At 65.4% G+C, this 13,383-nt stretch carries 13 protein-coding genes; 11 read left to right on the forward strand and 2 right to left on the reverse strand.

All coding sequences use genetic code 11. The features are described from left to right. Nucleotides 1-3 precede the first annotated feature (3 nt). Both ACZ9GA_RS11180 and ACZ9GA_RS11185 read right to left on the reverse strand, forming a co-directional pair. Nucleotides 4-2,700: a beta-glucosidase gene (locus ACZ9GA_RS11180; RefSeq protein ID WP_457362614.1), complete on the reverse strand. Its 2,697-nt coding sequence runs from the start codon at nt 2,698-2,700 to the stop codon at nt 4-6. Beyond that, a complete protein-coding gene (locus ACZ9GA_RS11185) occupies nt 2,697-2,939 on the reverse strand; it encodes a hypothetical protein (protein WP_457363755.1) in 243 nt (80 codons plus the stop codon). The genes ACZ9GA_RS11180 and ACZ9GA_RS11185 overlap by 4 nt, the downstream gene beginning before the upstream one ends. A 475-nt stretch (nt 2,940-3,414) precedes the next feature. On the opposite strand from ACZ9GA_RS11185, the gene ACZ9GA_RS11190 reads away from it, so the two are divergent. From ACZ9GA_RS11190 to gspD, 11 genes are read left to right on the forward strand one after another with little or no spacing between them, the layout of a single operon-like run. Next, nucleotides 3,415-5,136 (forward strand): GspE/PulE family protein, encoded by a 1,722-nt coding sequence (locus ACZ9GA_RS11190; protein ID WP_457362613.1) that lies wholly within the window; start codon nt 3,415-3,417, stop codon nt 5,134-5,136. Further along, nucleotides 5,129-6,517: a type II secretion system F family protein gene (locus tag ACZ9GA_RS11195; RefSeq protein WP_457362612.1), complete on the forward strand. Its 1,389-nt coding sequence runs from the start codon at nt 5,129-5,131 to the stop codon at nt 6,515-6,517. The genes ACZ9GA_RS11190 and ACZ9GA_RS11195 overlap by 8 nt, the downstream gene beginning before the upstream one ends. Before the next feature lie 21 nt (nt 6,518-6,538). Further along, nucleotides 6,539-6,949 carry a type II secretion system major pseudopilin GspG gene (gene gspG / locus ACZ9GA_RS11200; protein ID WP_457363754.1) on the forward strand — a complete coding sequence of 137 codons (411 nt, stop codon included), beginning with the start codon at nt 6,539-6,541 and terminating at the stop codon, nt 6,947-6,949. Nucleotides 6,950-6,953: 4 nt separating this feature from the next. Continuing rightward, nucleotides 6,954-7,382: a pilus assembly FimT family protein gene (locus tag ACZ9GA_RS11205; RefSeq protein WP_457362611.1), complete on the forward strand. Its 429-nt coding sequence runs from the start codon at nt 6,954-6,956 to the stop codon at nt 7,380-7,382. Further along, nucleotides 7,379-7,741 (forward strand): prepilin-type N-terminal cleavage/methylation domain-containing protein, encoded by a 363-nt coding sequence (locus ACZ9GA_RS11210; protein ID WP_457362610.1) that lies wholly within the window; start codon nt 7,379-7,381, stop codon nt 7,739-7,741. The genes ACZ9GA_RS11205 and ACZ9GA_RS11210 overlap by 4 nt, the downstream gene beginning before the upstream one ends. After that, a complete protein-coding gene (locus ACZ9GA_RS11215) occupies nt 7,738-8,340 on the forward strand; it encodes a prepilin-type N-terminal cleavage/methylation domain-containing protein (protein ID WP_457362609.1) in 603 nt (200 codons plus the stop codon). The genes ACZ9GA_RS11210 and ACZ9GA_RS11215 overlap by 4 nt, the downstream gene beginning before the upstream one ends. After that, nucleotides 8,337-9,047, forward strand: a complete 711-nt coding sequence (locus tag ACZ9GA_RS11220) for a type II secretion system minor pseudopilin GspK (protein WP_457362608.1) — start codon at nt 8,337-8,339, stop codon at nt 9,045-9,047. Before ACZ9GA_RS11215 ends, ACZ9GA_RS11220 begins: the two co-directional genes overlap by 4 nt. Then, nucleotides 9,044-10,081, forward strand: a complete 1,038-nt coding sequence (locus ACZ9GA_RS11225; RefSeq protein ID WP_457362607.1) for a type II secretion system protein GspL — start codon at nt 9,044-9,046, stop codon at nt 10,079-10,081. The genes ACZ9GA_RS11220 and ACZ9GA_RS11225 overlap by 4 nt, the downstream gene beginning before the upstream one ends. Next, a complete protein-coding gene (gspM, locus tag ACZ9GA_RS11230; RefSeq protein ID WP_457362606.1) occupies nt 10,056-10,667 on the forward strand; it encodes a type II secretion system protein GspM in 612 nt (203 codons plus the stop codon). The genes ACZ9GA_RS11225 and gspM overlap by 26 nt, the downstream gene beginning before the upstream one ends. Beyond that, nucleotides 10,664-11,173, forward strand: a complete 510-nt coding sequence (locus ACZ9GA_RS11235) for a hypothetical protein (protein WP_457362605.1) — start codon at nt 10,664-10,666, stop codon at nt 11,171-11,173. The genes gspM and ACZ9GA_RS11235 overlap by 4 nt, the downstream gene beginning before the upstream one ends. Beyond that, nucleotides 11,170-13,371: a type II secretion system secretin GspD gene (gspD, locus tag ACZ9GA_RS11240; RefSeq protein ID WP_457362604.1), complete on the forward strand. Its 2,202-nt coding sequence runs from the start codon at nt 11,170-11,172 to the stop codon at nt 13,369-13,371. Before ACZ9GA_RS11235 ends, gspD begins: the two co-directional genes overlap by 4 nt. The last annotated feature ends 12 nt before the right edge of the window (nt 13,372-13,383 follow it).

A 13,383-nucleotide genomic window follows, 5' to 3' on the forward strand; every position in this document is an offset into this window, starting at 1 on the left:
CGCTTAGTAGGTCTGCGAAGTCGAGACCTGGACGGCTTTTTGCACCGGCGCCGGCAGCGGGTTGCTGTCGCGGGTGGTCAGTTGCTCGGCGTACAGCGTGGTCAGGGTCTGGCTCAGGGCCAAGTCAGCAGAGCTGGTACCCACACGGATCTTGTACTTGCCGGCATCGACGTTCCAGCTGTCGCTGCTGTCCACGTAGTAAGCCAGCGAGCGCGAGTCCACCGGGATGCTGACGGTCTTGCTCTGGCCTGCCTTGAGGTACACCTTGGTGAAGCCCTTCAGCTCCTTGATCGGACGGTCCACGGCCGGGTTCACCGGTTGCACGTACAGCTGTGCCACTTCGTAGCCGGCCTTGTCGCCGGTGTTGGTCACGGTGAACTTGACGTTCACGGTGGCGCCCGGGGTCAGCACATTGCTCGACAGTTTCAGGTCGCTGTAGCCGAAGGTGGTGTACGACAGACCGAAACCGAACGGGTAGAGCGGCTTGGTGTTGTTTTTGTCATACGCGCGGTAGCCCAGGTACAGGCCTTCGCTGTAGGTCATCTCGGTCAGCGCGTTGTCGCCACGGTACTGCGCCGGGTCCGGGTAGGACGCGTAGCTGGCGTTGTCCTCGATCTTCTTGTCGATGGTGATCGGCAGTTTGCCCGACGGGTTGACCTTGCCGTACAGGATCTCGGCCAGCGCTTGGCCGCCTTGCTGGCCTGGCAGCCAGGCTTCCACGGTGGCGCCGACTTTCTTGGCCCATGGCTGCATGTTGGCGATGCCGCCGCCGTGCATCACCACGACTGTGTTCGGGTTGGCCTTGGCCACCTGGGTGATCAGGTCAGCCTGCTGGTCGGGCAGGTCGAAGCCATGGTCGCTGCCTTCGCCTTCGTTTTCGTAGTTGGTGCCCACGGCCACCACCACGGCGTCGTAGTTGGCCAGGTCGTCCGGTGCGCGCATCGCCGCCCAGCTCATCTGCACGCCGGCCAGGCCGCCCAGGGCCGGGGTGAAGTTGCCCGCGGTGCGCTGGTATTCAAGCTTGACGGTGTAAGACTTGCCCGCCTTCAGCGAAGCGGTCTGGCCGGAGGTGACCAGGGCGTTGACCACGTCGGCGGAGTACGCCACGCCGTCGCTCTGCAGCACCAGCTGATCGTTCACCCACAGTTTGTACGGGCCGTCGGCACGCACCTTGAACACTTGCGGGCCGGTGATGGTCGGCTTGATCACGCTGGTGAAGCGCGCCGAGAAGGCACCGGCGGTTGGGGTGAAACCGGACACGGCGGTGGTGCCGGCGTCGGTGACGTTGGTGCTGGTGGTCCAGTTCAGGTTCACGCCCGGTTCAACGCGGGTCAGCGCCGGGTCACCGGAGAAGCTGGTGTTGCTGTAGTACTCGGCTTTCACACCGGAGTTGCTGATGCTGTTCTGGCCGGTGGACGGCTGGTACCACACCGACGCCTTGGGGTTCAGGCTCAGGGCGGGCAGGTAGGTCACGTTGGTGCTGCTGGACGCCAGTTGCTGCAGGCCGCTGAGCTCGGTGACGTAGCTGTCGGGCGGCGAGTTGGCGGTGCCGAACGGCGAGCCCGGGGCCTGGTTGGCCCAGTCGCCGATCACGGCGATCTTGGCGGTGCTGGCCAGTGGCAGCAGCGGTTTGCCGGCGCTGGTGTTCTCGTTGCGCAGCAGCACCATGGCTTCGCGCGCCGCGTCCAGCGCTGCGGTGGCGCCGTATTCGGTGTGCACCAGGGTCTGGGCGGTGTTCATGTTTTCCTGGCGGTCGTAGCTGACCACGGCGCGCAGGTTGCGCTTGACCTTGTCGTCGATGACGTTCTGGGTCAGTTGGCCGCTCCACAGGTACGGCATCAGGTTGGCTTCGGTGAACTGCAGGCCCGACGGCATGTCCAGGTCGGTACCGGCCCAGGCGCCCTTGAAGGCGTCGTGGATGGCGTTGAAGTCGCTGATCACGCTGCCCTGATAGCCCCATTCGCCCTTGAGCACGTCAGTGATCAGGTGATGGTTTTCGCAGGCGAAGTCGCCATTGATCTTGTTGAAGCCGCACATGATGGTGGCCACGTTGGCGTTCTTGACCAGCGACTCGAAGCCCGGCAGGTATAGCTCGCGCAGGGTGCGCTCGTCGACCTTGACGTCCAGCAGTTGGCGGTTGGCTTCCTGCTCGTTGGCCAGGAAGTGCTTGCCGCTGGCCTGGATGCCCTGCGCCTGGATGGCGTTGACCACGGCCGGGGCCAGCACGGCGCCCAGGAACGGGTCTTCACCGCTCATGTATTCGGCGGCGCGGCCACCGTACGGGGTGCGGTACAGGTTGACGCCCGGCGAGAGCATTTGCTGGGCGCCGGCGATGCGCGTTTCGTAGGCAATGGCCAAGCCGAATTCCTTGGCGCGGTTGATGCTCCAGGTGGCGGCCAGGGCAGACTGCGACGGGTACTGGGCGCCGAAGGTGGCGTTGTTGACGTGCACGCCCATGGACGAATCGTACGCCAGGGTGCCCTGGATGCCCCAGTTGAGCAGCGGCGGGATCATGTGGCCGTCGTTGACGCGGGTGAAGTTGATCTTCTGCGAGGTGCTCATGTTGTCCAGGATCGAGCTGACCCGGGCTTCCACTGCGTTACCGGTGGCCGGGGTGACCTCGGCCAGTGCCAGGTTGGCCTGGGCCACGCCGAAGGCCAGCAGGCTAAGGCTCAGGGCCTGTTTGAATACGGTGCTCATTGTTGCTGCTCCTGGGTGGGGGCGTCGTCGGTCTGCACCGGTGCGTCTTGCACCGAGGCTTGGCTGGTGCCGGTGCTTTTGCTCACGCTGGCAACGCCGGACAGCTGGTCGCGCTTGGCTTCCATCTGCTCGCGAAGTTGCTCGTGGCTATTGGTAGTGGCCGACGTGGAAGTTGAATCCGCCGCCAGTGCGCAAAAACTCTGGGCGCACAGAAGCAGAGTGCCCATGACAGGCAACATGAGTCGATTCATCGATTCATTCTCGAGTGAAAGGTTAAATGATGGCACTTTGATTGCGATGCAAAGTTGCGCCGAAGTGTAAGTCCAGATGATGCCTTTAAAAGTTCAATGTTCGCAAAGATATTTTTCCGAACGGTTAAAAAGTGCGCGAAAAACCGACGTGCGACCGCTTTTCGCGCTTCTGTCTGCGAGGCGTTTCAGCAGGAATTGTGACAAATATTCATGTTTGGTTGCGTAAAAAAGGTGATTCGTAGCAGTTAATCGCTAAAAAATCACATTTCTAGAGCACAAAACACCTCATTGGTAAACCTAATTGCAGTTAGGTTTTAGGTTCTGGTAAGCTGTGTCAGCGTTGAAAAATACGCCTCGTTAGTTTCGCTTTAAACTTCTTCTGTGCCATGTGCTGATGGCACGATCCAACTAAAACCGATGACGAAAGAGTGCCGCTTGTTTCGGGGTATTCATCGAGACCGTATTGTCCGAAGTATCAAGCTGGAGTGGCGGTGAGCAACTACCGACGCAAGTCGATATTTGCCACTGGCTGGCCGACAACACTGAAGTCAAAGTTGCCGATATCAACCGGGCGAGAAAGCTGTGCCTGGCCGAAAGTGACAACGACGATGACATCCTGCGCACCCTGATTCGCCTCGGCGCGGTGCGCGACGAAGAAGTGGCCCAGGCGTATGCCGCCTTGCTCGACGTGCCGCGCCTGGACCTGACCACGCTGGCGTCATCGACACCGCCGATGCTGGGCAGCGAACGGTTCCTGCGCCACCACAGCCTGGTGGTGCTGCACGCCCATGACGCCCATGTCGAGGTGGCCGCCAGCGCGCCGCTGTCGCGCTACGCCCTGGACGCCATGGCCTACTGCGCCCGCCGCCCGCTGACCCTGGTGATCGCCACCGCCGATGAAGTCGACACCCTGATCGAACGCTTTCACGGCCAAGGCCGCAGCGCCATGGACGCCCTGATCGAATCGCTGGACGTGGACAGCGACCCGCAGGACGACATCGAACACCTCAAGGACCTGGCCAGCGAAGCGCCGGTGATCCGCCTGGTCAACATGATCCTGCAGAAGGCCGTGGAGCAGCGCGCGTCGGACGTGCACGTGGAACCCTTCGAGGACCAGTTGCAGGTGCGCTACCGCATCGACGGCTTGCTGGTGAACGGCGAAGCACCGCCGTCCAGCCACGCTGCCGCAGTCATTTCACGCCTCAAGATCATGGCCCGCCTGGACATCGCCGAGCGCCGGCTGCCCCAGGACGGGCGCATCATGCTGCGCATCCAGGGCAAGGAGCTGGACTTGCGGGTGTCCACCGTGCCCACCAGCTTCGGCGAATCGGTGGTGATGCGTTTGCTGGACCGCCAGACCGTCAGCTTCGATTTCCCCACCCTGGGCATTGACGGCCCGCGCCTCAATACCCTGATTGACCTGCTGGAACGGCCCCACGGCATCCTGCTGGTGACCGGGCCCACCGGTTCCGGCAAAACCACCACGCTGTACACCGCGTTGTCGCGGCTCAACACCGCCGTGCGCAAGATCATCACCGTGGAAGACCCGGTGGAATACCAGCTGGCAGGCATCAACCAGATCCAGGTCAAGCCCGCCATCGGTCTGGACTTCCCCACGGCGCTGCGCTCCATCGTGCGCCAGGACCCGGACGTGATCATGATCGGCGAGATGCGCGACCTGGAAACCTGTCGCATCGCCATTCAGTCCTCGCTCACCGGCCACCTGGTGCTGTCGACGCTGCACACCAACAGCGCGGCGGCCAGTATCACCCGCCTGCTGGACATGGGCGTGGAGCATTACCTGATTGCCTCGACCTTGCAGGGCATTCTGGCCCAGCGTCTGGTGCGGCGCCTGGACCCGGCCACACGCGTGGCGTTTGAAGCCCCGCCCGACCTGGTCAGTCGCTACCGCCTGGACCAGTACACCGACCAGCGTCCCATCATGCTGTACCGCCCGGCCGAGGACAGCCCCGGCGGCGGTTACCACGGCCGCAGCGCCATCACCGAACTGCTGGTGATGAATGAGGAACTGCGCAGTTTGCTGATGGGCCAGGCCGATGCAGCCACCCTGGAAGCGGCGGCGCGGCGCAACGGGCTGGTGACGTTGTTCGAGGATGGCCTGCGTCAGGCGCTGGCGGGTATTACCTCGCTTGAGGAAGTGTTGCGGGTGGCGCGCGATGGCTGAGTTTCGTTATCGGGCGTTGACGGCGGTGGGCGAGAGCGAGCAGGGCAGCGTGCAGGCGGGTGATCAGCAGGCGGCCGTGGCCGTGTTGCAGAAGCGTGGGCTGCTGGTGTTGCAGGTGGACGCCATGGGCGGGCCCGGTATGCGCCGGGCGCTGAACCGCGGCGCGTTGAATGGCGCGGCACTGGTCAGCTTCACCCAACAACTGGCCACCTTGCTGGGCGCCGGTCAGCCGCTCGAGCGCTCGCTGGGCATCCTGCTTAAACAAACCCATGAGCCTAAACCGCGCGCCCTGATCGAACGCATCCGCGAACAGGTCAAGGCGGGCAAGCCGCTGTCCCAGGCGTTGGAAGAAGAGGGCGGTCAGTTCTCTACCCTTTATATCAGCATGGTCCGTGCGGGCGAGGCGGGCGGCGCTTTGGAGAACACCCTGAGGCAGCTCAGCGATTACCTCGAACGCAGCCAGACCCTGCGTGGCGAGGTGATCAACGCGCTGATCTACCCGGCGTTTCTGGTGGTCGGCGTACTCGGCTCGCTGGCGTTGCTGCTGGCGTATGTAGTGCCGCAATTCGTGCCCATCTTTCGCGACCTGGGCGTGCCGATCCCGCTGATTACCCAGGTCATCCTGGCCATGGGCGAGTTTCTCAGCGCCTGGGGCCTGGTGGTGCTGGCCGCGATCATCGTATTGATCTGGGGCACCGCCATCGCCCTGCGCGACCCGGCGCGCCGCCAGCGCAACGACCTGCGCCTGCTGAAAATTAAAATCATCGGCCCGTTGCTGCAACGCATCGAAGCCGCCCGCCTGGCGCGCACCCTGGGCACCTTGCTCAGTAACGGTGTGGCGCTGTTGCAGGCGCTGCTGATCGTGCGTCAGGTGTGCAGCAACCGCGCCATCGTCGCTCAGGTCGAACAGGCCACTGAATGGGTGAAAGGCGGCGGCACTCTGGCCACGGGGTTGAGTCAAGCACTCACGCCAGACTTTGGTGGCAGCAGGTTTGGTGGGAGCGGGCTCTGCCCGCGAACGGCTCGACGCGGTGTGTCTGAAGAGTCGCGAGATGGCCTTCGCGGGCAGAGCCCGCTCCCACAAGACCGACTCCCACAAGACCTGCTTGCCCACGTCCCACTCTCACAAGGCCCTGGCAGACGAAACCAGCCACTGCTGCCCGAACTGGCCATCCAGATGATCGACGTCGGCGAACAGGCCGGCGAGCTGGACGGCATGCTGCTGAAAGTCGCCGATGTTTTCGACGTGGAAGCCAAGCGCGGCATCGACCGCATGCTCGCCGCCCTGGTACCCACGCTCACCGTGGTCATGGCCGTGATAGTCGCCGTGATCATGCTCGCCATCATGCTGCCGCTGATGAGCCTCACCAGTAATATCTAAAGGACAACACTCATGAAAACCATGAAGACGGCCCGCCGCCAGGGCGGTTTCACCTTGCTGGAAATGCTGGCGGTAATCGTGCTGCTGGGCATCGTCGCCACCATCGTCGTGCGCCAGGTCGGCGGCAACGTCGATAAAGGTAAATACGGCGCCGGCAAGGCGCAACTGGCCAGCCTGAGCATGAAGATCGAGAGCTACGGCCTGGACATGGGCGCGCCGCCCACCAACCTCAATCAGCTGGTGGTCAAACCGGCCAATGCCGGCAACTGGGCCGGCCCATACGCCAAGCCTTCAGACCTGAAAGACCCGTTTGGCCATGCCTTCGGCTACCGCTTCCCGGGTGAGCACGGCAGTTTCGACCTGATTTTCTACGGTCAGGACGGCCAGCCAGGCGGCGAAGGCTACAACGCCGACCTGGGCAACTGGGAGTAAGCGCATGCGCCGCTCCCGGGGCTTCACCCTGCTGGAAATGCTCGTGGTCATTGTATTGATCGGCGTGGCGGCAGGGTTGGTCGGCTATGGCTTGCAGCGCGGGCTGCACAGCGCTGCCGAGCGCAAGGCCCTGGGGCAGATGGTGCAGGCGCTGCGCACCGCGCGGGTGCAGGCGATTGTCACCGGGCAACCGGCACGCACGCGTTTCGATCTGCAAGGTCGCACCGTGCAGGCGCCGGGCAAGCCCCTGGCGCACTGGCCCGCCGACTGGCAGGTGCGCCTGCAAACCGCCGAAGGCCTGGGCGCCGGTTTCGAGTTCTATCCTGATGGCGGCGCCAGCGGCGGCAATGTCCTGATCACTCAGGGCGCACGGCACTGGCGCATCGACGTGGCCTGGCTGACGGGCGCCGTGCAGTTGCGCGACCTGCCATGAACCCACAACGCGGTTTCACCCTGCTGGAAATGCTCGCCGCCCTGGCCGTGCTGGCGCTGTGCGCCACCGTGCTGCTGGGCGCGTTCGGCCAGAGTGCCCGCGCCTTGCAGCAAAGCGCTGGGGCCGATCGCTTGAGTCTGGCAGCCGCCTCGGTGATCGACAGCCTGGACGATGGGCCTTTGCAGGCCGGCCGCCAGCAAGGGCAGTGGGATGGCGTCAAGTGGGTGTGCGACATCGCCGTGGTGCCCTCGGTACCCGGCTCGGCGCGGCTGTTTCGGCTGGATCTGACGCTGCATCAAGGCGCTCGCCGCGTGCACGTCAGCACCCTGCGCGTGCGTAGCGCCGGGGCGACACCATGAAGCGCCAGGCCGGTTTCACCCTGCTGGAAATCCTCGTGGTGCTCAGCCTGCTGGGCATTCTGGCGGGCCTGGTCGGCACCTCGCTGGTCAGTGCCAACCGCGCCACGGCCAAGGCCGAGCGGTTCAGTACGCGCCTGGATGAAGTGCAGGCCGCCCAGCATTACCTGCGTCGCGCCATCAGCCAGGCGCTGCCATTGGCCGCCGGGCCGCCCGAGGCCAACCCCCCACGTTTCGTTGGCCAGCCTGCGCAGTTGACCTTCCACGGGCCGTTGCCGGATTCCATTGGCGGCGGCCTGTATCAGCAGCACGTAAGCCTGGCCGACCACCGCCTGATGGTGAGTTTTGCCCGTCTCGACGGTCAGGCCACGCAGCGTTTCGGCGAGCCGCAGGTGCTGCTGCATGACGTGCAACAAGCCGCCTTCAGTTACCGCGGCCGTTCACCACTGGGCCAGGACAGCGGCTGGGTATCGAACTGGCCATGGCCGGAGCGCCTGCCCCGCGCGGTGCGCATCGAAGCCACCTTGGCCGGCGTGGTGCCGTGGGTGACCGAGCAGGTCAACCTGCGCCTGGACCTGGCCAGCGAGCCCGGCAGCCCATGAACACTCAGCGTGGCGTGGCCCTGTTGCTGGTGCTGTGGGTACTGGCGGTGCTCAGCACCTTGCTGGCCGCGTTGGCTGGCACCGTGCAGTTGCAGCAGCGCCAGGCCGGCTGGCAGGCGGGCCAGATGCAGGCGCGGCTGGCGGCCGAAGCCGGGTTGAGCCAGGCGGTGATGAGCCTGCAAGCCCGGGACTTCAAGGCGCGCTGGGCGGCGGATGGCAGGCCGCACCCAGTAGCGTTCGATCAGGCGCAGGTGGCGGTCAGCGTGCGCAGCGAGCGCGGCAAGCTGGACCTCAATGCCGCGTCCAAAGCCGATGTCGCCCGATTGCTGCGTGCGTGCGGCGCGGCGCCGCAACTGGCGGGGGCAGTGGCCGGTGCGCTGGACGGTGATGAAACCCCGTTGCGCACGCTGGAAGAATTCCGCGAACTGCCCGGCATGAGCGCCGAGCTTTACCGCCGGGTGCTGCCCCTGATCACCGTGTGGTCCGGCCAGGCGCAACCCGATCCCAGCCTGGCACCACCCCGACTGGCCAAGGCCCTGGGCCTGCCGACGGTGCGTACGCCCAACCTCGACCCCGGACAAATCCTCACCGTGACCAGCGAGGCCCGCCTGCCCGGCGGTGTCCACGCCAAGGTGCGCGTGACCCTGATGATGACATTGGCAAAGGAGGGCGCCAGGCCGTATCGGGTCCTGCGCTGGCAAGAATGAACAAGCTGATTGCAAAGCCTGTGGCGCATCTGCGCCAGGCATCCCTTCGCTGGCAGGCCAGCCAGGCGCGGCGCTGGCTGCACCTGTGGTTGGCTGAACTGCACGGTGTGCTGCCGCAGGCCCTGCGCGCCCGGTTGGCCAGCGGCCCGACCGTGCAGACGCTGCCGTGGCCGTTGCCCCATGACTTCGATAACGACCGCCCGGTCCAATTGCTGTTGCCCGGCCATGAAGTGCTGGCCCCACGCATCACGCTGCCACTGGCGGCCACCCGCGATTTGCATCGCGTGCTGGCGTTCGAGATCGATAAATACACACCCCTGCCCGTGGATCAGGTGCACTTCACCGCCCGCGTCGAACGCCAAACCGCCACCACGGCGAGCGTGCGGTTGGTCGCTATTTGTCGTGAACGCCTGGCGCAGGTGCTGGAGGCCTGTCAGCTGCGTGGTGTACGGCTGCAGTCCATTGCTGCGCTGGACAGCGACGGCAGCGTGCTGGGCGTGGACCTGCTGCCTGCGAACCTGCGCCCGGCGCCTTCGACTGCCATGCGGCTGAACCGGCGCCTGGCAATGCTCGCCCTGGCCTTGCTGGTGGGCGTGATGGCCATGGCCCTGCACAGCCGCGAGGCCAGCGTGGCCGCCATGCGCGCCGACGTCGCCGAGCAACGCCAGCAAGCACAGGCACTGGAAGCCCTGCGTCGCGAACTCACCGACACCCAGGGCGCGGCTCGCTACCTGGCTGCACTGAAAACCGCGCGGCCCACCCTGAGCCTGTTGATCACCGAGCTGGGCCAGTGCCTGGGCGCCGACACCTGGCTGGAACAGCTGGAGGTGCGCGACAGCGGCGAACTGACCCTGAGCGGTCAAAGCCGCCACGCCAGCGCCCTGATCACCCGCGCCCATGACTGCCCCAGCCTGCATGACACCCGCTTCCAGGGCATCATCCAGCCGGACACCGAGACCGGCCTTGACCGTTTCACCCTGGCCGCGCGCCTCACCCAGGAGGCCGCCGATGCGCCGAATTCCGACCGCCCGTGAACGCAAGATCCTCGCCGTGGGCCTGTTGGCCCTGCTGTTGTGGGCCGGCTGGTATGTACTGGTGGACAGCTGGTTCGCCGGCCCGTACGCACAATTGAACGACGAAGCCGCGACCCTGCAGGCCCAGCACCAGCGCTACGCCCGTCTGTTGGGCCAGGCCCCGGCCCTGCGTGCGGCACTGGACAAGGCCCGCCAGGACCCGGCCAGCCGCCGCAGCCTGCTGGCCGGTAATGACCCCAGCGCGGTGGCGGCTGACCTGATGCAGGCCGTCCTCGACAAGGTCAAGGCCCAGGCGGGCACCGGGCCCGGCTGCGAAGTGACCCAGCGCATGCCCATCGTGCCCGAGCAGGATCAGGCCCAGCCGTATCGCCAGGTCAAGGTCAGCCTGACCCTGGCGTGCGCCACCGAGCCTTTACTGCGCGTACTGCAGGCCCTCGAATACGGGCAGCCTTATCTGTTCGTCGAGGCGCTGAACGTGCAGCGCGACGCCAATGCGCCTGGCAAGGGCGGCCCCGGCAAGTTGAAGGTGCAGCTATTGGTGCGCGGCTACCTCACCGCCGCCAGCGCCAAGGGGCAGACGCCGTGAAGCGCGCGTCCCTGGCATTGATCGCGGTCAATGGCGTGCTGGCGGCCAGCCTGGCGTGGCTGGCTTCAATCCAAGGTGCTGTCGACTGGGACAGCACCGGCCCCGCAGCACCGTTGCCTGCGCTGCCAAAGGCTGCGCCGTCACTGGCGCCGCTGCCCGATGCCCAGATCGCCCAAGGCTGGCAGCAGCCCCTGTTCAGCCCCGACCGCAGCCCCGATGCCGCCAAGGCCGGCGCGGTATCCGCCGGCCTTGAGGGCGTAACCCTGGGCGGCGTGGTCATCGACGGCGACGCGCAATGGGCGCTGCTGCGCCTGCGTGACCAGCGCAACGCGAAACTCAAGCGCGGCGAAGCGCTGGACGGCGGCTGGGTATTGACCGAATTGAGCGCCACCAGCGCCACTTTTTCGCGCCAGGGACAGGCGCGTACCGTGAACATCCCCGTGCCGCGCCTGCCAGCGCCCGCCATGGCCCCCGTACTCAAACTTCCTGACGTGAAAACCCCATGACCGCTCCTGCTCGTTTGTTTTCATTCCCACTGCTGGGGTTGGCCGCCGCCGTCGCCCTGGCCGGTTGCGCCACCCCGTCGGCTGACCCGGGCAGCGACCCGGCGCTGATGCGCGAAGCCCTCAACGGCACCGGCGACCAGCGCCCCAGCCTGCCGCCGCAAGCCCCCGAGGCTGCCGCACCAACGCCTGCCGTCGCACCCGCCCGGCGGCAGATCATCACCGGCAACCAGCGCTTCGTTCAGCCCCAGGCGCCTGCCAAGGTGGCCGATGGCGGCGGGGCGGGCGACATCATGTTCAACTTCACCAACCAGCCCATCGAGGCGGTGATCAACACGGTGATGGGCGACCTGCTGCACGCCAACTACAGCATCCGCCAGGACGTGAAGGGCAGCGTCAGCTTCTCCACCTCCAAGCCGGTCAACAAGCAGCAGGCCCTGTCGATTCTGGAAACCCTGCTGTCCTGGACCGACAACGCCATGATCCGCCAGGGCGACCGCTACGTGATCCTGCCCGCCGCCCAGGCCGTGGCCGGCAAGCTGGTGCCGGAAATGCCGGTGTCGCAGCCTTCCAGCGGCCTGAGTGCGCGGCTGTACCCGCTCAAGTACATCTCGGCCACCGAGATGCAGAAGCTGCTCAAGCCCTTCGCCCGCGACAACGCCTTCCTGCTGGTGGACCCCTCGCGCAACGTGCTGAGCCTGTCCGGCACTCCGGAAGAACTGGCCAACTACCAGGACACCATCGACACCTTCGACGTCGACTGGCTCAAGGGCATGTCCATCGGCGTGTACGGCCTGCAGCACGCCTCGGTGGGCGAGTTGATGCCGCAGTTGCAAAAACTGTTCGGCCCCGACAGCGGCATGCCGTTGTCGAGCATGGTCAAGTTCATGCCCAACGAGCGCACCAACTCCATCGTCGCCATCTCGTCGCAACCGGCCTACCTGCAGGAGGTGGGCGACTGGATCAAAACCATCGACGAAGGCGGCGGCAACGAGCCGCAGATGTATGTGTACGACGTACGTAATATGAAAGCCACGGACCTGGCCAAGTACCTGCGGCAGATCTACGGCACCGCCGCCATCAAGGACGACACTGCCGCCAAGGTGGCGCCGGGGCTCAAGACCACCACGCTGTCATCGCTCAACGGCACGGGCAGCAGCACCAGCAGTTCGACCCTGGGCGGCCTGAGTACACAGTCCGCCACCACCCAGCGCACCAGCGATCAGGACGACGACAGCACCGACACCGAGGCCAGCGACGACAGCGCGGCCAGCAGCCAGGGCGCGCAGAAAACCCTGGAAGAAAGCGTGCGCATCACCGCCAACAAAAGCACCAACCAGTTGCTGGTGCGCACCCGGCCGGCGCAGTGGAAAGAGATTGAATCGGCCATCCGGCGTCTGGACAACCGGCCGCTGCAGGTGCAGATCGAAACCCGCATCCTTGAGGTCAAGCTCACCGGTGAACTGGACCTGGGCGTGCAGTGGTACCTGGGCAAACTGGCCGGCAATTCGTCGAGCACCACGGTGGCCAACACCAGCGGTTCGCAAGGCGCGCTGGGCAGCGGCGGGGCAGGGCTGGGGTCCACGGACACAGCGTTCTATTCCTTTGTGAGCAGCAACTTCCAGGTCGCGCTGCATGCGCTGGAAACCAGCGGCCGCACCCAGGTGCTGTCGGCGCCGTCGCTGGTGGTGATGAACAACCAGCAGGCGCAGATCCAGGTGGGCGACAATATCCCCATCAGCCAGACCACCGTGAACACCAGCACCTCGGACACCACCCTGAGCAGTGTCGAATACGTACAGACGGGCGTGATACTCGACGTCACCCCGCGCATCAACCCGGGTGGCCTGGTGTACCTGGACGTGCAGCAGCAGGTCAGCGACGCCGACACCAGCAGCGTCACCACCACCCAGACCAACCCCAGCATCTCCACGCGCTCGGTGTCCACGCAAGTGGCGGTGCAGAGCGGCCAGACCGTGCTGCTGGGCGGGTTGATCAAGCAGGACAACGCCGAGTCCACCTCCAGTGTGCCGGGGCTGGGCAAAATCCCAGGGTTGCGCTGGTTGTTCGGCAGTACCAGCAAGTCCAAGGACCGCACCGAGTTGATTGTGCTGATTACGCCAAGGGTGGTGGCTAGCGGCGATGATGCGCGGCGGGCGACGGATGATTATCGTCGGCAGATGCAGTTGCTTAAGCCCTGACCCACGCCGCCG

It is taken from the genome of Pseudomonas sp. TE3644 (genome assembly GCF_056278815.1).

Excerpts from the sequence above, each read along its gene's own strand:
- ACZ9GA_RS11185 (WP_457363755.1), bottom strand. The coding sequence starts at position 2,939 with ATGTTGCCTGTCATGGGCACTCTGCTTCTGTGCGCCCAGAGTTTTTGC.
- gspD (WP_457362604.1), top strand. The coding sequence starts at position 11,170 with ATGACCGCTCCTGCTCGTTTGTTTTCATTCCCACTGCTGGGGTTGGCC.
- ACZ9GA_RS11195 (WP_457362612.1), top strand. The coding sequence starts at position 5,129 with ATGGCTGAGTTTCGTTATCGGGCGTTGACGGCGGTGGGCGAGAGCGAG.
- ACZ9GA_RS11215 (WP_457362609.1), top strand. The coding sequence starts at position 7,738 with ATGAAGCGCCAGGCCGGTTTCACCCTGCTGGAAATCCTCGTGGTGCTC.
- ACZ9GA_RS11210 (WP_457362610.1), top strand. The coding sequence starts at position 7,379 with ATGAACCCACAACGCGGTTTCACCCTGCTGGAAATGCTCGCCGCCCTG.
- ACZ9GA_RS11205 (WP_457362611.1), top strand. The coding sequence starts at position 6,954 with ATGCGCCGCTCCCGGGGCTTCACCCTGCTGGAAATGCTCGTGGTCATT.
- gspG (WP_457363754.1), top strand. The coding sequence starts at position 6,539 with ATGAAGACGGCCCGCCGCCAGGGCGGTTTCACCTTGCTGGAAATGCTG.
- gspM (WP_457362606.1), top strand. The coding sequence starts at position 10,056 with ATGCGCCGAATTCCGACCGCCCGTGAACGCAAGATCCTCGCCGTGGGC.
- ACZ9GA_RS11225 (WP_457362607.1), top strand. The coding sequence starts at position 9,044 with ATGAACAAGCTGATTGCAAAGCCTGTGGCGCATCTGCGCCAGGCATCC.
- ACZ9GA_RS11180 (WP_457362614.1), bottom strand. The coding sequence starts at position 2,700 with ATGAGCACCGTATTCAAACAGGCCCTGAGCCTTAGCCTGCTGGCCTTC.
- ACZ9GA_RS11220 (WP_457362608.1), top strand. The coding sequence starts at position 8,337 with ATGAACACTCAGCGTGGCGTGGCCCTGTTGCTGGTGCTGTGGGTACTG.